Genomic DNA, 21148 nt, shown 5'->3' on the forward strand with positions numbered 1-21148 from the left:
TTCCGCATAGCCAACCTTCCTTCCGCTACCCCTGAGATTCAGCCGCGAACGTGGCTGAGGCCGACGGCCCGTCAACGGCCTGCCCGATCCATTCGCCTGCATTGCATTACGGCTCCCGTGTTGTCCGTTTCGCCTGACGGCTGACGAGCCCTCTCATGACCCCAGCCTGGTCCCTTCGCGTCCTCAGGAACAGCGAAAGGAGATCAGGACATGACAACTTCATCACATGAACGCACCGACGTTTACACCGCCATCACCGACCAGATCATCGCCGCCATCGAAGCTGGTGCCGATAATCCGCAGATGCCCTGGCATTCGCAAAGCGGTCTTATCGAACGCCCAATCAACGTATCGAGCGGAAAGGCCTATCGCGGCGTCAACACTGTCGCTCTCTGGGCTTCCGCCTACTGCGCCGAATACACGCACGGCCTCTGGGGCACCTACCGCCAGTGGCAGGATCGCGGCGCACAGGTCCGCAAGGGCGAGAAATCCTCGCTCATCATCTTTTACAAGGATATCGAGCCTGACGATCAGAGCGAGTCATCCGAGGATGGTTTCCAGCGTCGCTTCATTGCTCGCGCATCGCGTGTCTTCAATGTCGCGCAGGTCGATGGCTATGTCATCGACGAGCCTGACACGACCGTCGATCCTATCTCGTCCTGCGAGCGTGCCGAGCAGGTGATCGCTGCGTCGGGTGCAGTTATCCGCGAGGGCGGATCGAGCGCCTATTACAGCATCAAGGAAGATGCGATCACGATGCCAGACCGTTTCCGCTTCACGGGCACGTCTACGAGCGATGCTTCTGAAGGCTGGTATTCGACGCTGCTGCACGAGCTGACCCACTGGTCGGGAGCAGATCATCGTTTGGCGCGCACCTTCGGCGAACGCTTTGGCGATGATGCCTATGCGATGGAGGAGATGGTTGCCGAGCTCGGTGCAGCCTTCCTGTGCGGTGATCTCGGGATCACGGCTGAGCCTCGTCCCGACCATGCGGACTACATTGGCCATTGGCTGCGTATCCTGAAGGGCGACCGCAAGGCGATCTTCACGGCTGCAAGTGCTGCGAACAAGGCTGCCGAATACCTCGTGAGCCTGACCTCGAATGACATCAGGGAGGCGGCCTGAGGGTCGCCTTTCAACCTCGATACCGTTTCGTGGGAAGGGACGCTTGTCGGCCCTTCTTCATGTCTGCCCCCGTTCGGCTGCGTCCGATCACATTGACGGGAAAGTTGGCAGGGCAGGAACAGCGTCAACGGCTTGCCCGATCCATTCGCGCGAGCGCTCCCGTGTTGGCCGTTTCCCCATGCAAGCATGGGTGACGCTGCCCCTTTGAACCCTGCCGTCCTGGTCTCCCCGTCGAACGGACGAACCCGAACTTCAAGGAGGCAGACATGAACACCGACTACGCAATCATTCACAAGAACTGGAACGGCATCGAAATCGAAATCCGCTGGAGCCGCGACTATCTCGCCTATGAAGATGGTCGAGGGATGGCGCATCTGGAGGTGGAAAGCATTTCACCAGCACGCGCACCGCTACCGATTACCGAAACTGGCTATCGCTCGCACTTCATTCACCCGTCAGAGGTGGACAATTTTGGTGGGCCAGAAAGCTATGTTGAGGCTTGGATCGAGGAACTTTCACGTAAAGCTGCGTGGCGGAAATCCGAAGCAGCGTCCCGCCAGCTCGCGCTCTTTTGAGTGCGGGCTTTGGCATTTCCCCGTTGCCTGGCGGCCCGCGCTCTATGCGTGGCCGCACCGAGCCAAGGTCTCGGCCCATGCGGGTGACGATCGCTAACGGGATTTTCTCCTAAGGGGCATCGCCCCTCGCGCCTGCAAGGCATCCAAACGCATCCACCTTCATGTGGATTTCGGCGGACCCTCGTTCGGAGCCTCCTTGCAGTTGCACCCCCACTTCTCGGCGAAGCGCCAGGGTTGCATGACGCAACCCATTCCCATTCGGGAGTGATATTCGATGGAGAAAACAAGGAGATGATGCACACACACCAAGGCCGCAAATCAAGTCACCCGTGGTACTATTTGCTGGGCGGAAAACGCCTGTCACTAAAGGAAATCCGCGAGGAGGCGCGAGCCAGCAGCTATCAGGGATACCTTTCGGAAGAGATCAACTCTGCGGACCGCTTGCCCGAACCCCGAAGGTCGGAAGCCTTGAGGGGAATTCGCTCGCGAGCGTTTGCCTCACTGGCGCGTAATGCCTCGCGATATCGCGTCGTCTGCCGAGAACTGTCAGCGCACCGCGCCGCAGGATTGGACCAGCCGCCCTTTACGTTATCGGACGACGTGCACCGCGCAGTGAGTCTCAAGCACAACCATCTATACAATGATTTTGCGCATCTTAGGGCGATTGACGAGCTGTTGTCGCGCCAGCTCGACTTGTTCGGCTTCTGATACGGTCAGGTCGCATCGCCCATATGTCGATAAAGTGTGCGCTCGCTCACCCCCGAGCGAGCAGCGATTTGCGCCATGTGTTCGCCCCCAGCACGGCGGCGGCGCGCATCTGCAATCTCGCTGTGGCTTAGGGCACGAGGGCGACCTAACCGCGTGCCGCGCCTGCGCGCTTCCTGCAAACCTGCCTTGGTGCGCTCGGAAATGAGATTGCGTTCTAACTCCGCAAAGGCATTCCTGATCTGGAAGAAGCATTTTCCCATTGGCGTCGTCGTGTCGATGCCTTCAGTCAGGACATGGAACTCGATGCCCGCCGTCTCGAACTGGTCAAATACATCGAGTGCATGGCGCAGGGATCGGAAGGCGCGATCCATTTTCCAGATCACGAACGTATCACCGGGGCCGAGCGCGCTAAGCGCTTGCTCGAACCCGTTTCGGCGCTTTGCCACCGCCGAAACGCCATGATCGGAGAACACCCGATCACAACCTGATTGATTGAGGGCAGAAAGTTGAAGGTCGAGGTTCTGCTCCTCGGTGCTCACGCGAGCATATCCGATGCGGGCCATGTAAATCGGTGCAGGTTATCTTGAAGGGGATGAAAAGCCGCCGTCTCTGACGGAAAGGACCGTTTTTGCTTCGGTCAACCATGCGGAGCTTTAGTTTCCCCCAGGCCGGACCTTATCCGGCACTGCATATGCAAGTAACCTACTCTTTTTATATTATTTTTTCAAGAGATTCCGACTCGGGCCGGATCGATACTGTCCACCCCTCCTCCCGCGCATTGACAAAAACGGTCCTTATTGTCGGAGCGAATTGACGAGAAGGAGGGCATGACGATGTCCGCAGCACTCAAAGGTCCTTATGACCTCTTTATCAAACCGCTGTCACGCGCCTTTAAAGAGGTGTTGCCTGCTGCTGCCCTTAGCATCGGCGCGGCGGCAACCGCCTTCATGCCCGCCGCTGGTATTGCCCAGACTATGCAAGCCCAGCCTGCGGCAGCAAATGTCAATGTTCAGGCAACGCCGGTCGCATTCCAGACCATTGATGGTAGCACTCGGAGCATCCGTGTCGTTCAGGCGGGAGCTTCCGAAGCATCCCGTGACAAAATTGCGATTGTCGTCTGGGGCGGGAACCGCGAGCTTCAACAGCAAGCCTACAACGCAGCTTTGGACCTGCGCGATCAAGGCATTCCCTTGGCATTCATCGTCGGGCCATCGCGTATGCCGTATGATAACGCTATTATGATTGATATTTACGGGAAGGGTGTGCCAGTTTCCGACTTGACGGTTGGTGCGCAGAGAATTGCAGCATTGCGCCCCACATTAAGTGCACAAGGCATGCAAGCCTACGGGCGCATGTTCCCCCGTGAATTGGCTATGCTGTCACCGCAATAGTCTAGCCCATTCCCAATTCTACATTTGATTGCGACACAGGATCGGTTGGAGCTTGAGCTTGTGCAAGTTGTGGCGCAGCGGCGGCATTGGCGCTGACTTCGTTGTATACTGGGGTGATGACGGAACCGGATCGGGTGTCTGAGAAGGCCAATACGCCTACATCACCATTGCCTCTTGTCTGGGCTGTCCAATTGAGATCGTCTCCGGTTATCCCCTGCGCCTCACGCGCATCTTCCCAAATGCTGGTGTCCTCAACATTTGCGATTATCGCATTTCTTGACGCATTGTCCGCTGCGGCGAGAGCGGCAAAGATTTCTTCGCGAGGTAATTCAGCCTGACCTGCCGCTACCGCTGCATCCAATTTGGCGGTTGCATGGTGTGTAGCATTCAAAACGCGTTCTACTCGTGACTTGGCTTGCGGATCGGCTTCAAACTCAGTGACGAGAGCCTGCTGTGCAGCAGTGGCCTTACCGTCATCAATGGCGCGCAAGGCTAAGAGATATTGGGAAACGCGATCAATTTCCTCACGAGCTTTCGCAACGGTTGTGTTGTTTTGTGTGGCATAGTTCTGCGCAGCACGTTCACGTTTCTCAGGATCGCTCAAATCCTCGATCGTTTGGTCCAACTCCTCCCGGCTCATTTCGATACCGGCAACTGAAATCTTGCGGATTTCCTCACGGATGCGCTCCTGTGTTTCCATCACGTCATCCCAGCTAATGCCGTCTTTCTCCTTCTCCTCATCGCGACCAATGCCAACGACGGTTTTTTCAATCGTGTCGATTGAGCCTGTGACGCCAGAAACAGAAAGGCTTTCCGTCTGGCCTTTCAAAGAGTCAAAGGTGTTCTGGAATGAAAAATCTTCCGCTGAAACACTAGGAGCGGGTGTGAAACGGGCATAGGGAGGATTGGCGAAGTCCGAACCACCAAGAGCGTTGATACGCTCAGGATCAATAATGTATTGCACTTCGTTCGACAAACCCCATCCCCATATGTTTTGTTCTCGCGGGTGTGTTCATCTTAGAGATTGTGGTTTTACGAATTATGAAAAATAGATAAAATTTTATCTAATTCTTTGTGCAGGTGCGTATGACGAACTCGATATAGTCTCTTGCCGCCGTTTTGATACGGCGATCCTTCCATGTTCGGATAATGGCGGCGTTGAGCCCTTCAGGCACAATTCCAGTTTCAAGAATCTTGTCTGGCAGCAATCCTTGCTCCCAGAATGCGTCTATTTGGCAGAGAATATCGTCGTTCAGAGCCACACGCTCGGCGGGTTCTCTAGCTTTGCGGCTTGTCGCGTCGGGCAGGGCCCTCCAACGGTCGAGCACGTAGGCGATATGACTAGGGCGGGTACTGGTAATCGCGCCAGTAAGCCATCTGGATATCGCATGGCCTTTGAGTGTTGCGGGACGCTTCGGATCATGGGTCGTGCCACGCATAAGCTCAGTCGGCCCAATGCCTGTCCGCATCCGCTCGGCATTCAGCACTTCTCGAAGTTCTTCCGTGATTGGGGCGAATGCCGCCATTAGTCTCCCGCATCGGGCAGTTTGACAAATCTGGCGACCATTTTCTCCTCCCGAAATGTCCTGATGTTCATTGCGAGTATATTATATCGTAGAACACGTAGAAGGGAAAAAGAGTATGCCATTTTTGTTCACAGATTGATCGATGCATACATACAGTTATACAAATTTCACCTTTTAATTGACTCGCAAATCTCCATCGGTTTTTATCTAACAAATATAGAATGTTTTTGAATTTCCATGGAGGGGCGGATTTGTCAAAAATCAGAAAAATCTTTACGTCAATTATGCTGATTGTCGCTTTGACAACATTCTGGTGGTTTGCGCCCTTCACCATCAAAGACCCTGCAAATCCGCATTACAACCCCAAGACGTTCAGCTTTAGGTTTTACCCGAGAGACGAAGATGCTGCCCGCGCTTTCGCGGTGCTTTTTCCACCGGGAACAAGCAAGGATTTTGTCGACAAGGTTCTTGTCGGCGAAGGCGGAGCAAAAATATACGACGGATACAATGTAAAGAGCAATTATATAAATTCAAATATAAGAATGTATGTCTATAGCGAGCCCACCATCTATTTATATAAAAAGATGAAGGAGGTTCAATCATACAATTTTATATTCACATCAGAAATGAATCTTATAAATATATATGTTAGAGGAAATGGGTATATTTTTAGAGATTTCTTACTACGAGATGATGCGTTAAAAATGACAGTTGAAGAAACTAATAATAGAATCAGAGTTTGGAGAAAAAATAATGGCGGTCTCTAAACTTTATATTGCATCAAAGGATGTTCTTGGAGGAGCGGCACTGGGAAAAGAGCATCTCTACCTGATCTATGATCCAGATGTAGATAACGACGGTGATCCGTCTACAAATCTAACACAGGTAACCGGTGACCAAGCAATCATCATACGCGGTGGCGAGTTTGCCGTCTCTACTTACAACCCGATTGAAATTGAAATTTCATTTGAATCATCCTCTTAGGATGCCTTTGACGGCGCATCAAGCACAGACAGGCACCTTAGAGAATTATATACAGGCTCTGTCGCTACCTCTACATATACGGCGTAGAAGAATTTCGCGCAGACCCTCGGTCTCCTCGGTAGTGACAGAAAATACCATGCCGATGTGGATTATGACGCCCTCGGCCCCAATTCTAATTCGATAATCAATACGATCCTGAACGCATTCGGCCTGAATCTGCGCGATTATCTGCCCTATGAAGACAATTCCACAACGGATTACAGGTCGCCGTCCGAATTTCCGGGACACATGGATATTGTCGATGCCTACGGCAACAACACGTATACGGCCTACGCCTATCACGGCCAGACGACGCATTTTTACAAGCAGGGGGGCGTGGATGCCCTGTTTCTCGAATACAACTCCCCCTCCAACCACGGCATTATAGAATTTCATGACGAGTATGCATCGGTCGGCTCAACGACTGTCTATGCGTACGACATCAATTTTGCTGATGTGACCGTATCGAGGCTGTCAGACTTCAATTATTCGCTTTCTGCTTCGGGCGTCGGTGGATTCTTTTCTTTTCACGGAAGCGATCCGTCGCATCTGGGCATCCAGTTCGGCGATATACACTATCTGAGAGGCGGCGCGGGCGCGGACGAATTTTATAGTCCCGAACTCTACAGCAGCTACCCTATTCTCATCGAGGCGCTGGAAGGCAACGACTATGTGAAGCTGGGAACGGCGACCGAAACCGTGAAAGCCGTCTATTTCCGCGAATTGCAGGATGTCTTCGCCTTCGACGAAGCCCAGGGCGAATTGTTCGATCCCTCAGAAGATGACGATATTCCGTTTTGACGGCTTTGGCGGTGTACGAGTGGACATGCTCCTGTCGGGTCATTTGCGTGGAAACCAGATGAACCCATCGGCTTCCTTCATGGGGATTCCAAGACCCGTGCGGCGCGGGGATCAATGCGGCTCGCTTCCTCCAATCATTCCATTCATTCCGTGCAGCTCCGCCCCCGTGAACGGGCGTTCCGGCATTTGACCCCGCGTCTCAAGCCCCCGTGTCTTTCTTCGCTCCCATGAAGCCGACGGGATCATCCATGCGGCAAATGAAAAGGAGCAATCATATGTCTGACACCACCAAAAACCGTCCCGCCTTCCGTCTCTATTCCGTGACGGGCGAAGGAAAATCCGCCCGCTGGACCGATATCGGCGTGGCATGGGCAACCCGCGACGGAAAAGGCTTTACGCTCACCCTCAACGCTCTGCCGCTCAATGGTCGCATCGTCATGCGCGAGACGGCAGACAAGGAAAGTGAGGCCGCCGCTTGAGGCGGCCTCATTATGTCCTCAAATCTATGGGTTATAGATCGCCTACATGCCTATAATCTGTGGATTTGTTTTATATTTGCATTTAGAACTCATAGATTATATTATGAGATAGATATTGAAACCCAGAGATTATGATGGACCAGACCGCTCTCGCCCGAAAGAACCTCGATAGACGCTTTGCCGCCATGCAAAGCTTTGAAATGACGCGTCCGCCCAAAGGTTGGATTCGCGCCATTCGCGATGCGCTGGGTATCAATGCCACGCAATTTGCCGCTCGCCTCGGGGTGAAACAACCCCGCATCGCGGCGCTGGAAAAGGCTGAAGTCAGCGGCGTTGCTTCCTTGCAAACAATCAGGGAAGCCGCCGAGGCTCTGGGCTGCAAATTTGTTTATGCCATTGTGCCAGAGACCTCGCTTGATGATCTTATCCGCGAGCAGGCTGCAACACGCGCCGAACAGGAATTGCGCCGCATCCATCACACGATGAGTCTGGAGAACCAGTCGCTGGACGAACGCGATCTTGCGGATGAACGCCAGCGCCTGATCGACGAATTGCTGACAGGCTCAATGCGCCGCCTGTGGGATGAACAATGAGCGATCCGCTGTTTGACGAGGATGATGAAGCCAACACCCCTCTGACCGAGGAAGAACGTGCGCAACTTATCCCGACCTATATCACCCAGCGCCGCGAACTGAACGAAGCGGAACTCGCCAATATCAGCGAGGCCACCAAATGGCTCTCGTCGCGCAAGCGCGAGGTGCTGGACGATGCCTTTTTAGGCGAACTGCACAAACGCATGTTCGGCAAGGTCTGGCAGTGGGCGGGCGAATATCGCACGACCCCGCGCAATATCGGGATCGATGCCTACCGTATCCCGATGGAGGTGCGGCAACTCGTGGACGATGTACGGTATCAGGTCGAGCATGAAACCTATCCGCCCGATGAGATCGCCGTGCGGTTTTCCCATCGGCTGGTTTCGATCCACCCATTCCCCAACGGGAACGGGCGTCATTCGCGCATGGTTGCGGACTTGCTCGCCGTTCAACTCGGGCAGAAGCCCTTCACATGGGGGCGAATGAGCCTCGTCGATCCGAGCGCGACCCGAAAAGCCTATATCGCAGCGCTACAAGCAGCAGACGGTCACGATATCGAGGCGCTTCTCGCCTTCGCCAGATCGTAAGCCCGTCAGCGTTTCGGGCCGCGACAGGCCAATTCGTCACGGATCATTCGTAGGGCAGCAGACACACTGCCGAATACAACGCTCAGACGCTTGTGTGGTGCAATCTCGCGAGCGGCTCGCTGAAACAGGTCACATAGCTGCGTCTCGCTTTTGGCTTTCAAGCCGTCTTTCGTCAGTCGGGACATGGCTTCCTCCCTTGGCGTTTTCGCCGCCCACCACGGGCCGCGTTACGGGAGGAGTGATGGAATTCGAGGCTTTGACAGATGCATTGCCCGCAATCGAAAGGATGACTGGAGAAGGCTTTACGCCTTGCATCCCACCGTCATGGGACTCGGATTAGAAGCTCCGGTCTTGGTAACAACGCGGCAGCCGTGTTTGGGAAAAGAGAAATCCGCTGGGGAGGAGACCGTTCAGGCTGAAAAGCTTGGGAGTAGCGAGCGCCAGCTTTGCACTTACCGTTTCGAGACTACCGACCGAGTTCAAGCCCGCGCTTTGGGGCGCTTCGGGATTGTTCCCTCGCTTGCCCTGCGCTCCGCAAAAATTCGCTACGGATCGTTTGCTTGCTGCCATCCCGCATGAGGCGATAATTGGCTGCCTGATTGTGTAGACTCAAAATCTGCCGAGTATGGCGCTCGCGGGTCTGTTTGATCTGCTCTTGCAGCTTGCGGCGTTCGGCATGTTGCGCGTTCAGCATGGCCTGACGCTGGTCTCGGTCGCGGCGCAGCGCGTGATAGGCCTCAAACTCATTCTTCTTGACCATCTTGGCGTGATCGCCCGTCAGGCGATCCCACAGTCCCCGCACGCCCGTTCGCAGGCGACTTGCCCGCTCCTTGGTCTCGCGCTGCCAACGCTCGCGCTGGCCATTGGCCATGCGCTGACGCTCTTCGGCATGAGCTTTTTGCAGTTCTTTTTTCTTTTCGACGAGCGGCTTGAGCGCGTTCCGCGCCATGCGCTTGGCCTCTTTCAGGAAACCGTCGAGGCGCGGCGCAATAGCGTTCGCAATATGCGCCTTGGTTTCCTCGACGCTGCGTAAGGCATCCGCCTTTCCAAGACGGGCCGTCACGTCCTTCGCTTTCACTCCGATCAGGCGCGAGAGCGCGAAGACCTCGCCCTCATAGGTGACAGCGACATGGGAGCGCCTGTCACCCTTCGCCAGATACAAGCCGCGCTCTTCGAGCGCGTGGGCGAAGGTTTGAGCATTGTCGGACACCGCCCAACATTCCTGGGCGATCCCCTTGAGGGACTTGGCATCCAGTCCCGCCCGTTTGGCCTGCTGCCATTCGTCGAGCGTGAAATTGCGTGGGTCGCGTGCCTTGGAATCCATCAGACCCGTTGGCATCTTCCAGCCATGTTCAAGATAGAGCGCCTTCGACACGTCGCGCAGCTTGGACTTGAAGAAGGAGAGCTGTTTGGCGGTCATGGTCTCGGCATCAATGCGTGACCAGACCACATGCGCATGGCGGCGTCCTTCCTTTTCATGGAAGACCACCATGCGGGGCTGGCCAGTGAGGCCAAGCTTTTCCTCAATTGCCGACAGCGCCCCCTCGAAAATTTCGACAGCGACGTTTTCGGCTTCGGGAGGATTGAGCGAGACGGAGAAGAGATATTGCTTGCAGCGCGTTCCCTTCGCCATCGCTTGCGCTTCCTTCATCGCCCCCATGACGGATTCCGACATGAAACCGCGAACCTCATGCACCTCAACATGCTCATTCTCTTCGGCTTTGAGAAGGTGCTGACCAAGTTGTGCCGCGCCGCTGCGCTGGGAAGCTTTCAAGATCATGGAGTGATCTCCAGTCCCAAGGCCTGAATGAGCAACTTCCGAATTTCCGCGATATCCTTTGAGGCATCTTGCAATGCCTCTTCAGTTTCAGGGGTGACGAGCAGCGTCCCCAGATTGGCTTGTTTTGCAAGCTGATTGAGGTTGTTAGCGATGCGCGATTGGCCGAGCTGGCCAAGAACGCGCAGAAGGGAATCATGGTCGATCTGGCTGAGGCGCTTGCGGCGCGGCGGCTGATCGAGAAGGCGTGAGCGGATATAGGCTCCGAGCGGCATGCCTTCGGCTTGCTCTGTCAGCCTTGCCCGCTCTTCGAATGAGAGGCGGAGAGAGAAGGGAGGATCGTATGGCTTTCGTGCCATCCCGCCCTCCGATCTCAAGACCTACGACGACGCCTCCGCACGGTCGCCAGACGACGGTCGCGCAGTGCGTCTTCGTCCTCACCTTCAAGTTCATCGGGATCAAATGTCTGGCTGAGGCTGGTGTGCTGGAGAATCTTCTCCCAGCCCGCCAATTCCTCTAGGATTTGGTTTGTAAACACTCCCTCAGAGTGCGCCAGTTTTTCTGCGCTACCGCGCTTCGCGCTACTTGAGCGCGTATGCGCCTGGTTCGAACTTCGTCCACCCAGGCGCGCCATTCTTTCTGCACTATTGCTGCTGGCCGGATCAAAGCCCTTCCAGGACATTGGCTTCACCGTCTTGCGAGCGCGCGGCGGGCTGATTAATATGCAGTTGCATTCGGGCAGGAGACGTATTCGACATGGACATGACACTCGCCACTTTCATCCTTTCTGTTTCGTCGCGAGAAGTCCTGTCCCATGCCCGTATCAATTTCCCTTTCCAGACTGTCCTGGTCCACACCTGACGGCACGCCGCTTTTCACGGATCTCGATCTTACCTTCCAACCCGAGCGCACTGGTCTGGTCGGCCGTAACGGCACGGGCAAAAGCACTCTTCTGCGCTTGATCGCGGGCCAGACATCCCCCTTGTCCGGGCGGCTTAGTGTTCCCGGCAAGATTTCCATGATGCGGCAGGAGGTGCTGGGACATCCGGATGAGACTGTCGCCGACCTTCTTGGTGCAAGGCAGGCCCTGGCTTTGATTGACCGAGCAGAGCATGGCCGCGCGACGGCTGACGAGCTGGCTGTCGCAGACTGGACCCTGCCTGCCCGGATCGATGCTGTGCTTACTCGATGCGATCTGTCGGTCGATCCATGGGCCCGGCTTGGCACCTTGTCCGGAGGGCAGCGAAGCAGGGCGGCCCTGGCAGCGCTGATTCTGGATGAACCGGATTTCCTCCTTCTGGATGAACCGACCAACAATCTTGACCGGGCAGGGCGTTGCGCGGTGATCGACCTTCTGCGCGATTGGCGCGGTGGCGCGATCATTGCGAGCCATGACCGCGAGCTTCTGGAGGAGATGGACGCCGTTGTCGAACTCACCTCGCTGGGCGCAGCCAGATATGGGGGCGGTTACAGCGCTTTTCGTGAGCAAAAGGAGCGCGAGCGTGCAGCAGCGGCACAGGACCTCGCCCATGCGGAAAAGACCCGGGCAGAGACCGCGCGCCGCGCGCAGCAGGCCGCCGAGCGCAAAGCCCGAAAGGACGGTGCTGGTCGCAGGTCCCGCGCGAAGGGCGACCAGCCGAAAATCTTGATGGATGCCGCCAAAGGCCGTGCGGAAGCATCAGGCGGTGCAGGGGTGCGCCTTCGTGAAGCCCGACGAGATGCAGCCGAGGAAGCACTATCCACCGCCCGCGAAAAGATTGAGGTGCTGGACCCTATCCATATGGAAATTGCCCCGACTGGCCTTCCGACCGGCAGGACCGTCCTTATTCTGGACCGAGTGACCGGTGGGTACAATGAGATGGCTCCGACAATAGAGAATCTGTCGCTCACCGTCACCGGGCCTGAGCGGATTGCGATCGCTGGTCCGAACGGCAGTGGCAAGACTACTCTCGTTCAGCTTATCATCGGCGCGCTTAAACCGATGACCGGGGAGGCAAAAGTTTGTGTGCCATGGGCGCTGCTGGATCAGCATGTCGGGTTGCTCGATCCCGATCGGACCCTGCGTGAGATATTCTGTGAACTGAACCCGCAGGCGACCACGCAGATGGCGCATGCAGCATTGGCCCGGTTCGGGTTTCGTGCCGGCGATGCTTTTCGCCGCACGAAAGATCTGAGTGGCGGCGAAAAGCTGCGTGCCGGTCTCGCCTGTGTTCTTGGCGGAACGCCACCGCCACAATTGCTAATTCTGGATGAGCCGACGAACCATCTCGATATGGAAGGGGCCGAAGCGCTGGAAGCCGCACTGGCGTCTTATGACGGCGCGGTGGTAGTCATCAGCCACGACCGCACCTTCCTCGATTCTTTCCGCCCGCACAGGGTCGTTTCATTCAAGAAGTGACCGGCCAGCCGCAGACCGCGCTTTGCTCGCCAGACGCTGATCGCCTTTCGGCCTCGTTAAAGGCTCGCCGCAACCGGTCACCTCGTCAATGGCCACCGGCCGGTGCGGCTCCGGGGCGGGCCTTGGGGATGAGCCAGGCGAACTGGGCGGCGATGATGCACAATACGCCGATTTCCATGAAAAGGTGGCTGGCCGAAATGGTCGCGCCTTGCAGTTCGATCAGCTGGGCCAGCATTTCACGCGCCTGCTGTACCGAGAAACCGGCAGACGTGAGCGTCTCCATATAAGACTGCCCGCCATTGACGATGCCGACCAGTTGGGCGCGTGCCTCTTCGGTGCCGTCGTCCCAGCGGGTCGTGATGATGGATGTGCCAAGCGCTGTGGCCAGCGTGCGGATGAAAGCCATCAGCCCTGCAGCTGATGCCGTTTCGCGCGGGGGCACGGCGCTAAGGCCCAGAGTCATCAGGCCGATCATGAAGAAAGGTGTTCCGATTCCCTGCAATAATTGCGGCATCGCATAGGACCAGAAATCGAGATCGGCTGTCCAGCGTGCCCGCAGGAAAGAGACGAAACCGAGCCAGACAAGCCCGAAACAGACGGTAATCCGCATATCGATCCATTGCCCGGATCGACCGGCAATCGGTGCCAGCATGATCGCGAAGACCCCCATGGTGGACATGGCATAGCCCGACCATGTGGACGTATAAGCCGGAACCGACTGGAGGAAGAGCGGCACGATCACGATAGAGCAGTAGATCGTCGAAAAACCTATTGCGAGCGCGGCGGTCGCAGCGGTGAAGCCGCGATGGCGCAGCACGCGCAGATCGACGATCGGATGATCCTCGGTAAACTCCCAGATCAGGAAGGCGACGAAGCCCACGGCGGCAAATACGGCCAGAGCAACGATCATGTTCGATCCGAACCAGTCATGTTCGCGCCCCAGATCGAGCATGAGCTGAAAGCTGCCGACCCAGAAGACCAGCATGAACAGGCCGACCTTGTCGATCGGCAGTTTTTGCGTCTCGGTTTCGTAGCGTTTGAGAAGCTGGACTACCCCGAAAATACACAGCGCCGCAGCGGGCAGATTGATGAAGAAAATCCATGGCCATGAATAATCGTCGCTGATCTTGCCGCCCAGAATCGGGCCAAGAATCGGAGCGATAATCGTCGTCATGGCTGCCACCGACATGGCGAGACCGGCCTTGGCGCGAGGGAAAATCCGCAGCAGTAAGGCTTGTGATAGCGGCATGAGCGGGCCGCCGCACAGGCCTTGCCCGATACGGCAGGCGATCAGCATGCCGAGTGTGCGCGACAGGCCGCAAAATGTCGAAAATACGGTGAAGCCCACCAGCGCCCAGACGAAAATGCGATAGGTTCCGAACCGTCCGGCCAGCCAGCCCGTCAGCGGGACGCAAATCGCTTCGGCCACGGCATAGCTGGTGATGATCCAGGTGCTTTGGGTGTTCGATACGCCGAGACTGCCGGCGATATGCGGTAGGCTGACATTGGCGATCGTAGTATCGAGCAGCACGAGGAAATTGGCCAGTCCCAGCGCCAGTGCCGCCAGCGCCAGCGGCATGCCCGACAGCGGGGGCGGGGTCGTATCTGCCGTGCCGGGCTCTGCCGGTGCTGAGGCGGCTCCGCTCATTGGTCGGAGACGTCCACCGTGGCTTCCATCGACAGGCCGACGCGCAGTGGATGGGCTTGCAGTTCTTCAGGATCGAGCTGAACCCGCACCGGCAGGCGCTGAACCACCTTGATCCAGTTACCCGTAGCATTCTGAGCAGGGATCAGAGCGAACGCCGCTCCAGTGCCACCGCCAAGGCCAGCGACCTTGCCGTGATAGACCACATCGCCGCCATACATGTCCGATGTCAGTTCAACAGGCTGCCCGGCGCGCACGCGCGTCAACTGCCCTTCCTTGAAATTGGCATCGACATAGAGGCTTTGTGTGGGAACGACACTCATCACCTGCGTTCCGGCGGAAAGCTGCTGGCCGACCTGCACATTGCGCTGAGCGATTACGCCATCCACCGGTGCGCGGATCACTGTGCGTTCGAGATCGAGCTGGGCCTTGTCCCGCGCTGCGCGTGCGGCGAGCACGTCGGGATTGGTCGTTTCGGTTGTGCCTTTGGTCAGTGCCAGATTGGCTTCCGCATCGCGCCGGGCGGATTGTTTATTCGCCTTCATCTGCGCAAGCTGCGCTTTGGCGAGAGCCAGATTAGCCTTGGCGGTGCTGAACGCATTGGTTGCGCTCGTCAGTTCGTCGCCCGAAACCGCACCCGTGGCGGCCAGCGCCCGGCGACGGTCATAATCCACCTTTGCCTTTTCAAAATTGGCTTCGGAAACCTTGATCTGCGCCTGGGCGGCCCGGATATCGGCTTCGCGCGCGTCGGAGCGGGCGAGCAATGACTGGCCGGTAGCCGAGGTTTCGCGGAAGCGGCGTTCAGCCTGCGCCAGATTGGCTTCGGCTTCCTGCAAAGCCAGTCTGGCGTCGGCATCGTCGAGCCGCACAAGAATCTCGCCCTTTTTCACATGCTGCGTATCCTTTACCAGCACTTGCGCCACCGGCCCCGATACGAGCGGGGTCACCTGCGCCACATCGGCCCCGACATAGGCATTGTCCGTCGATACCCAGCGCCAGGCGAAAAAGAGTTGCCAGATCAGCACAATCACAGCGATTACCGCCAGCACGATAGCGAAAATGATGAACAGTCGCTTGCGCCTGGCTTTGTTGGAAGAAGGCGCTGTGTCCGAAGACGGTATCTGCTCGGCAGAGGGGGGAGGGGAGGATGCCTGATCAGCCATGATGATACCCTTGGGCTGCGCTATCCGCGCGCGAAGAAAGAGAAGTGTCGGAAAAGCCGCCGCCCAGTGCCCGGACAAGCGCGACATCGAGAGCAAAAGAACGTGCGTCGAGATCGGCCGACAGGCGGCGGCGCTCCAGAACCGTATCTTCGGCGGTCAGTACATCGAGATAGGTTGCCAACCCGCCTTTATAGCGCTGCCGGGCAATGGAATACGCCCCTTCGGCCGCTTTGAGCGCCTCGTCTGTTTCTGTCTGGCGCTGCTGCAAAGCCTCTATCGACGTCGCCGCATCGGCCACATCATGCAGTGCATCGATCAGCGTGGCATTATAGTTCGCCACGGCGATATCCGATTGCGCTTCGGCACTGCGCAGATTGCCGACAAGCTGGCCGCGATTGAACAGCGGCAGGCTCACCGCGGGCCCGACCGAACCTTCGGTCGATCCGTCCGCGAACAGATTGTCCAGCCCCAGCGACCGCACACCGAACAGCGCGGTAATATTGATATTGGGATAGAAGGCTGCCCGTGCTCCGCGAATGCGGCTGGTGGCCGCTTCGGCACGCAACCGCGCAGAGGCGATATCGGGGCGGCGCCCCACCAGATTGAGCGCGAGATGATCTGGCATATCGCGCGGATGCAAATCGGTGATCTGCGGCGGTGTTATATCGCGTCCGCGATCGGGACCTGCTCCCAGCAGCGCGGCAATCCGGTTACGTGTAAGGCCGATGGCTTCCTCATTCGCTGCCAGTTCGGCTCTCGCCCCGGCTGCGCGCGATTGTGCGAGCTGTTCGGTGCCGCGATTGTCGAGCCCGTTTTCCACGCGCTGATGGGTGAGGTCGAGCGTCGCTTCGCGAACCGCCACGGCCCGTTCGGCAATGTCATGCTCGGCATAGAGCCGGGCCAGATCGGCATAGGCGGTCGCGATTTCGGTCGAGAGCATCATCATGGCCTGCTCTGCATCGATGGCGGCAGCGGCGGCTTCGGATGTTGCGGCGGCCAGTGCGGCCCGGTTGCGGCCCCACAGGTCGGGATCGAATTCCGCCCCGGCCGACAGATTGCCCGTGTCGTTCCAGCCCTTGGGGACGAAATCGCGCGGAATGCCGTTATTATAGCTCTGCTTGGTAAGATCGACCGCGCCATTGGCTGAAACGCTGGGCAGCAAGGCGGCACCGGCCTGTCTGGCGAGGGCATCGGCCTGCCGTATGCGTGCCATGGCCATGGCGATATCGGGGGATTCCCTGCGTGCTTCTCCGATCAGCGTATCGAGTTGCGGATCGCCATAGGCACGCCACCAGTGATCGCCCGGCCATTGACCATGCCCGTCGGCAAAACTTCTGGCGGTGGCGAATTCTTCTGCCTGATGCGGCATTGCCAGATGCCCCTGTGACGGAGCACAGGCAGCGAGAGGCAGAAAAATGAGAAAGGGAATATAGCGATGCAAAAACCGTACTCCTTAGTACGGGGCACTTGCGCCCAACTTGGCAATGAGTCAAGAAGATCGTACTGGAGAGTACGATGACCAATTCCTGCGCCGAAAAAAACCTTTGTAAAAGAGATGCTAAGAAGGAAGAAAAGCGTGCGGCTATTGTCGCCATCGCGCAGCAGCATTTTACCGAGCATGGTTTTGGCGGGACCACGATGTCGGCAATCGCTGCCGATCTGGGAGGGTCGAAAACAACGCTGTGGAGCTATTTCTCTTCGAAGGAAGACCTGTTCGCCGCAGCGCTGGATGACTGGATCGATATTTTCGAGCCGGTGCGAAATATTCGCTATGAGGGCGATCTGCGAGAAACGCTGGTCAGCTATTGCTGCGATTTTCTCAACCAGATGCTCACGCCGCAGGTGGAAACCATGTTTAGGCTGGTGATCGCCGAAGCGAAGCGATTTCCCGAACTGGGGCAGATCTTTTATGAACAGGCGCCGCTCAGGCGGCATAAAGCTCTGTCTGCTTTTCTTCAGCAGGAAATGGATAGCGGGCGATTGAGACAGTATGACAGTGTCCGCATGTCGTCACAATTGCATCATCTGTGCCTCTACCGTCTGTTTATGCATAGTATCTGGGGGCTCGAACCGGACACCTCACCTGCACAAATCCGCCTGGAGGCAGAGAATGTCGTGGATCTGTTCCTCAATGGCTATGCTGCAGCATAGCCTGTATCTGAACGCGTTTAACCGTTTCTTGCAGGCGAAAGTGCTGCTCTCTACATAGACGCAGCCCTTAAACTCCCTATATACGATTGTTATGGAACAGGTTGCAACGAGAGGCCGCCCGCGCGAGTTCGACTGTCATGATGCTCTGAGCGCTGCTCTCGGGGTTTTCTGGGAGAAGGGCTATGACGGTGCGTCGCTGACCGATCTGACATCGGCCATGGGGATTACCCGGCCAAGCCTTTATGCCGCTTTCGGCAATAAGGAGTCTCTCTTCAAGCGCGCGCTTGATCTCTATGAGACCGAAAAGCTCGCTTATATCGATAAAGCGATGGAAGCGCCGACCGGGCGCGGTGTGGCGGAGCGGTTGCTGCGTGGCGGGCTGGAAATCTACACCGGTCAGGGCACCCATCGCGGCTGTATGCATGTGATGAGCGCGGTTTCCTGCGCCGGCCATTCCACAATCAGGCAGCATGTTCAGACCCGCGGGCGCGGGTCTTCACGAATTCTCGTTGCCCGGTTTCAGCGCGCCATTGACGAAGGCGATTTCACGCAATCCGTCGATGCGCAGGCAATTACCGCCTATCTGATGACTGTTTTACGCGGCTTGTCCGTTCAGGCAAGCAGCGGGGCGTCGGCAGATGAATTGCAGACCATCATCGATACAACCCTCGCTATGTGGCCTGGAAAATAGGCAAACTTTGCAAGGGGCTGGGAAAAATATCGACCGGTACAGAATTCTCTCTTGATCTGAACCTCAAATTACATACTTAACGGTACATAACAGCTGTGGATGGCTCGATGCTCCTTTAAGAGCATCGGGCTTTCACAACCGGCATGAAATCGTGCTTCTCATTTTGTGACAGCGGGATCTGCTATGATCGCTTGCTGCCAACCGATGGGCCGAGGGTTCTAATGCCGGACGCAAGCACCTTTGCGGTTGCTTTTGAGGCTGGCCGATGAGGGCGAGAGCGGAGAATGTCCAATGAATGAAATGACAACACTCGATTCCGCACAGGAAAGATGGCTCAGGCAATCGCCCGGTATGCCGAAGGGCGCCGGAAAACCTGTTTTTTGGCTTGGGGTCATGCTTATTGTGCCGGGGCTCGTCTGGTCAGTGCTGCTCGGTGCCGAGGCTTTTGGAGCGGTGTTACCGGCCTGATGCCGAGGAGCGTCGAAGTTCTGCGACCGGGCAGAACGCGCTCTGTCCGATAAGCCTATCCATTCTCCTCAGGCTATTTCCGCACTCGCCTTTTCGGGAGTGCGGCTGGGCCGGAAGCCGTTTTCCCTTTTCCCCCCTCGGCGACTTCCGGCCCTTTTATTCCATCCGGTCAATAGCCTTCGGCGAGGCCCGCCGGGCGACGTATATCGTTGGCACCTTGCAGCATGCCTGTTTCCGGTTCCACCAGAATGGCCTCGTCCGCGCCCCATGACGGCACTTCGCGGAAAGAATGCCCCATCGCTTCCAGCGCGGCCTTCGCTTCCGGCGTCAGATAGCCGGGCTGCACCATAGCCTGATCGGGCATCCACTGATGATGGATGCGCGGTGCATCTACAGATTGCTGCATATTCATGCCGTAATCGATCACATTCATGATGCTGGCGACGGTGGTGGAAATGATTGTCGAACCACCGGGACTGCCCGTCACCATGAACAATTTGCCGTCTTTCAGCACGATTGTCGGAGTCATGGAGCTTAGCGGGCGTTTGCCGGGGCCAACCGCATTGGCGGCGCCCTGAACCAGACCGAAACTGTTGGGGACACCTGGCTTTGCGCTGAAATCATCCATTTCGTTATTGAGGAAGAACCCGGTATCTCCGGCAATTTTTCCGTTTCCGAACAGATAGTTGATCGTATAGGTGGTGGCGACGGCGTTACCGTCTTTATCGACCACCGAATAATGCGTGGTATTGGTGCCTTCCTGAGCCGATACACCGCCTTCCACTTCGCTTGAAGGTGTCGCTTTGTCGGCACGGATTTTTGCGCGGATATCTCTGGCATGATCCTGCGAAATCAGCGTGGACACGGGATTGTCGATAAAGGCGGGGTCGCCAAGGTCGCTATTGCGGTCGGCAAAGGCGAAGCGCTCAGCTTCGATGAAATGATGCGTGGCCTGCACCGAACCGAAGCCCCATTCGCCCATCGGATAGGCTTCGACCACCTGAAGAATTTCACAGATTGTCGTGCCGCCGGAACTGGGCGGAGGTGCGGAAACGATCTGATAGCCGCGATAATTGCAGGTCACGGGCTTGTCCCATTGGGCGGTGTAATCGCTGAAATCCTGCATCGTAAGCAGGCCGCCATTGGCCTTGCTGGCTGTCACTACGCTTTGCGCGATCGGCCCTTTATAGAAAGCATCGGTGCCGTGCTTGGCGATCTGTCTGAGCGTTGCGGCAAGCTGCGGTTGTTTCAGTCTTTCGCCCACTCGATAGGGCTGACCGTTATTGAGAAAGATCGCCGCGACATTGGGCTCCTTGGCGAAATCCTTCGCCCGGCGGTTGAGAATATTGACATCACCCTGTTGCAGAACATAGCCGTTTTCGGCCAGCGCGATGGCCGGTGCCATCACATCGGCAAGAGACATGGTGCCATACGTGTCCAGCGCCTGGCTCAGCCCCATGACGGTGCCCGGCGTGCCGGTGCCAAGATAGGTGCTGGTGCTGAGGCCATCGACCACATTGCCGTTTTCATCCTGAAACAATGTGGCGGTGGCGGCCAGCGGAGCGCGCTCGCGGAAATCGAGAAACAGATTTTGACCGTCGGCGAGATGAATGGTCATAAAACCGCCTCCGCCAATATTGCCGCAACACGGATGCGTCACGGCCAGCGCATAGCCTACAGCTACGGCGGCATCGACGGCATTACCGCCCTTTTTGAGAATGGATACACCCACATTGGTGGCCAGATGTTGCGCGGATACCACCATGGCATGCGGAGCCCTGACCGGCTGAGCCTTGTGCCAGGCTGCCCCATCCATCTCGCCTGCACCGGTATCGAGTGCGCTCGACGAAATAGTCGATCCGCCTGGCGATTCGGTAGAGGAAACGGAAGCTGTCTGCGGCACCGATGTGCAGGAGGCGAGGGCGAGAGTAAGTGTCAGAAACCCGGTGGTAAAATGGCGCATGCAATCCTCTTTAAGCCAGACCTGTTGCGGCTGAATGAAACTTTCGCAGCGATGACGCAAGCGTGCTGGCACATAAATGTCACA

General features: G+C 57.0%; 25 protein-coding genes. 14 read left to right on the forward strand and 11 right to left on the reverse strand.

Going from position 1 to position 21148, the window contains the following annotated elements; all coding sequences use genetic code 11:
- Window positions 1-210 precede the first annotated feature (210 nt).
- The 3 genes from D6851_RS00220 (at window position 211) to D6851_RS00230 (ending at window position 2408) form a co-directional block, all read left to right on the forward strand.
- On the forward strand, window positions 211-1125 hold the full coding sequence (locus D6851_RS00220) for an ArdC family protein (RefSeq protein ID WP_120322886.1): 915 nt from the start codon (window positions 211-213) through the stop codon (window positions 1123-1125).
- Window positions 1126-1391: 266 nt separating this feature from the next.
- Window positions 1392-1700, forward strand: coding sequence for a hypothetical protein (locus tag D6851_RS00225; protein WP_120322887.1), 309 nt, complete (start codon window positions 1392-1394; stop codon window positions 1698-1700).
- A 291-nt stretch (window positions 1701-1991) separates the two neighbouring features.
- Window positions 1992-2408, forward strand: coding sequence for a hypothetical protein (locus D6851_RS00230; RefSeq protein ID WP_120322888.1), 417 nt, complete (start codon window positions 1992-1994; stop codon window positions 2406-2408).
- A 5-nt stretch (window positions 2409-2413) separates the two neighbouring features.
- Here the strand turns inward: D6851_RS00230 and D6851_RS00235 are convergent, their stop codons facing one another.
- Window positions 2414-2971 carry a recombinase family protein gene (locus D6851_RS00235; RefSeq protein WP_120322889.1) on the reverse strand — a complete coding sequence of 186 codons (558 nt, stop codon included), beginning with the start codon at window positions 2969-2971 and terminating at the stop codon, window positions 2414-2416.
- Between the two features lie 270 nt (window positions 2972-3241).
- Between D6851_RS00235 and D6851_RS00240 the strand changes: the two genes are divergently transcribed.
- On the forward strand, window positions 3242-3799 hold the full coding sequence (locus tag D6851_RS00240; RefSeq protein ID WP_147395390.1) for a hypothetical protein: 558 nt from the start codon (window positions 3242-3244) through the stop codon (window positions 3797-3799).
- Window position 3800: 1 nt separating this feature from the next.
- Here D6851_RS00240 and D6851_RS00245 read toward each other — a convergent pair whose 3' ends face one another.
- Both D6851_RS00245 and D6851_RS00250 read right to left on the reverse strand, forming a co-directional pair.
- Window positions 3801-4775, reverse strand: a complete 975-nt coding sequence (locus tag D6851_RS00245; RefSeq protein WP_120322891.1) for a hypothetical protein — start codon at window positions 4773-4775, stop codon at window positions 3801-3803.
- Between the two features lie 88 nt (window positions 4776-4863).
- Entirely contained in the window at window positions 4864-5325 is a 462-nt protein-coding gene (locus tag D6851_RS00250) for a hypothetical protein (RefSeq protein WP_120322892.1), read from the reverse strand.
- A gap of 251 nt (window positions 5326-5576) precedes the next feature.
- On the opposite strand from D6851_RS00250, the gene D6851_RS00255 reads away from it, so the two are divergent.
- The 6 genes from D6851_RS00255 (at window position 5577) to D6851_RS00280 (ending at window position 8808) form a co-directional block, all read left to right on the forward strand.
- A complete protein-coding gene (locus D6851_RS00255) occupies window positions 5577-6092 on the forward strand; it encodes a hypothetical protein (protein WP_147395391.1) in 516 nt (171 codons plus the stop codon).
- Window positions 6079-6309: a hypothetical protein gene (locus D6851_RS00260; protein WP_120322894.1), complete on the forward strand. Its 231-nt coding sequence runs from the start codon at window positions 6079-6081 to the stop codon at window positions 6307-6309. The genes D6851_RS00255 and D6851_RS00260 overlap by 14 nt, the downstream gene beginning before the upstream one ends.
- A 144-nt stretch (window positions 6310-6453) precedes the next feature.
- Entirely contained in the window at window positions 6454-7149 is a 696-nt protein-coding gene (locus D6851_RS00265; RefSeq protein WP_120322895.1) for a hypothetical protein, read from the forward strand.
- Between the two features lie 275 nt (window positions 7150-7424).
- Window positions 7425-7628, forward strand: coding sequence for a hypothetical protein (locus tag D6851_RS00270; RefSeq protein WP_120322896.1), 204 nt, complete (start codon window positions 7425-7427; stop codon window positions 7626-7628).
- Window positions 7629-7759: 131 nt separating this feature from the next.
- The gene (locus tag D6851_RS00275; protein ID WP_120322897.1) at window positions 7760-8221 is read left to right on the forward strand and encodes a mobile mystery protein A; all 462 of its coding nucleotides are present in this window, start codon (window positions 7760-7762) and stop codon (window positions 8219-8221) included.
- On the forward strand, window positions 8218-8808 hold the full coding sequence (locus D6851_RS00280) for a mobile mystery protein B (protein ID WP_120322898.1): 591 nt from the start codon (window positions 8218-8220) through the stop codon (window positions 8806-8808). The genes D6851_RS00275 and D6851_RS00280 overlap by 4 nt, the downstream gene beginning before the upstream one ends.
- A gap of 5 nt (window positions 8809-8813) precedes the next feature.
- Here the strand turns inward: D6851_RS00280 and D6851_RS17510 are convergent, their stop codons facing one another.
- The 4 genes from D6851_RS17510 to D6851_RS00295 form a co-directional block, all read right to left on the reverse strand.
- A complete protein-coding gene (locus D6851_RS17510; protein WP_147395392.1) occupies window positions 8814-8993 on the reverse strand; it encodes a hypothetical protein in 180 nt (59 codons plus the stop codon).
- A gap of 281 nt (window positions 8994-9274) precedes the next feature.
- Window positions 9275-10588 (reverse strand): relaxase/mobilization nuclease domain-containing protein, encoded by a 1314-nt coding sequence (locus D6851_RS00285; protein WP_120322899.1) that lies wholly within the window; start codon window positions 10586-10588, stop codon window positions 9275-9277.
- Entirely contained in the window at window positions 10585-10944 is a 360-nt protein-coding gene (locus D6851_RS00290; protein ID WP_120322900.1) for a plasmid mobilization protein, read from the reverse strand. Before D6851_RS00290 ends, D6851_RS00285 begins: the two co-directional genes overlap by 4 nt.
- A gap of 14 nt (window positions 10945-10958) precedes the next feature.
- Window positions 10959-11267: a hypothetical protein gene (locus D6851_RS00295; RefSeq protein WP_147395393.1), complete on the reverse strand. Its 309-nt coding sequence runs from the start codon at window positions 11265-11267 to the stop codon at window positions 10959-10961.
- 132 nt (window positions 11268-11399) lie between these two features.
- Here D6851_RS00295 and D6851_RS00300 point away from each other — a divergent pair, with 132 nt between their 5' ends.
- Complete coding sequence (locus D6851_RS00300) at window positions 11400-12983, forward strand: ABC-F family ATP-binding cassette domain-containing protein (protein WP_120322902.1); 1584 nt, start codon at window positions 11400-11402, stop codon at window positions 12981-12983.
- A gap of 85 nt (window positions 12984-13068) precedes the next feature.
- Here D6851_RS00300 and D6851_RS00305 read toward each other — a convergent pair whose 3' ends face one another.
- Genes D6851_RS00305 through D6851_RS00315 form a run of 3 tightly spaced genes read right to left on the reverse strand, consistent with a single transcriptional unit; the run spans window position 13069 to window position 17232 of the window.
- Complete coding sequence (locus D6851_RS00305) at window positions 13069-14631, reverse strand: DHA2 family efflux MFS transporter permease subunit (protein ID WP_120322903.1); 1563 nt, start codon at window positions 14629-14631, stop codon at window positions 13069-13071.
- A complete protein-coding gene (locus D6851_RS00310; RefSeq protein WP_120322904.1) occupies window positions 14628-15791 on the reverse strand; it encodes an HlyD family secretion protein in 1164 nt (387 codons plus the stop codon). Before D6851_RS00310 ends, D6851_RS00305 begins: the two co-directional genes overlap by 4 nt.
- A complete protein-coding gene (locus D6851_RS00315) occupies window positions 15784-17232 on the reverse strand; it encodes an efflux transporter outer membrane subunit (protein ID WP_210210300.1) in 1449 nt (482 codons plus the stop codon). Before D6851_RS00315 ends, D6851_RS00310 begins: the two co-directional genes overlap by 8 nt.
- A gap of 74 nt (window positions 17233-17306) precedes the next feature.
- On the opposite strand from D6851_RS00315, the gene D6851_RS00320 reads away from it, so the two are divergent.
- From D6851_RS00320 to D6851_RS17625, 3 genes are all read left to right on the forward strand, one after another.
- Window positions 17307-17942, forward strand: a complete 636-nt coding sequence (locus tag D6851_RS00320) for a TetR/AcrR family transcriptional regulator (protein ID WP_120322905.1) — start codon at window positions 17307-17309, stop codon at window positions 17940-17942.
- A 91-nt stretch (window positions 17943-18033) separates the two neighbouring features.
- Entirely contained in the window at window positions 18034-18633 is a 600-nt protein-coding gene (locus tag D6851_RS00325) for a TetR/AcrR family transcriptional regulator (protein WP_120322906.1), read from the forward strand.
- 291 nt (window positions 18634-18924) lie between these two features.
- Entirely contained in the window at window positions 18925-19101 is a 177-nt protein-coding gene (locus D6851_RS17625; RefSeq protein WP_183029921.1) for a hypothetical protein, read from the forward strand.
- Window positions 19102-19270: 169 nt separating this feature from the next.
- Here the strand turns inward: D6851_RS17625 and ggt are convergent, their stop codons facing one another.
- Window positions 19271-21064, reverse strand: a complete 1794-nt coding sequence (gene ggt / locus D6851_RS00330) for a gamma-glutamyltransferase (RefSeq protein ID WP_120323449.1) — start codon at window positions 21062-21064, stop codon at window positions 19271-19273.
- Window positions 21065-21148 lie beyond the last annotated feature (84 nt).

Source organism: Altericroceibacterium spongiae (assembly GCF_003610805.1).
GTDB classification, from domain to species: Bacteria; Pseudomonadota; Alphaproteobacteria; order Sphingomonadales; family Sphingomonadaceae; genus Altericroceibacterium; species Altericroceibacterium spongiae.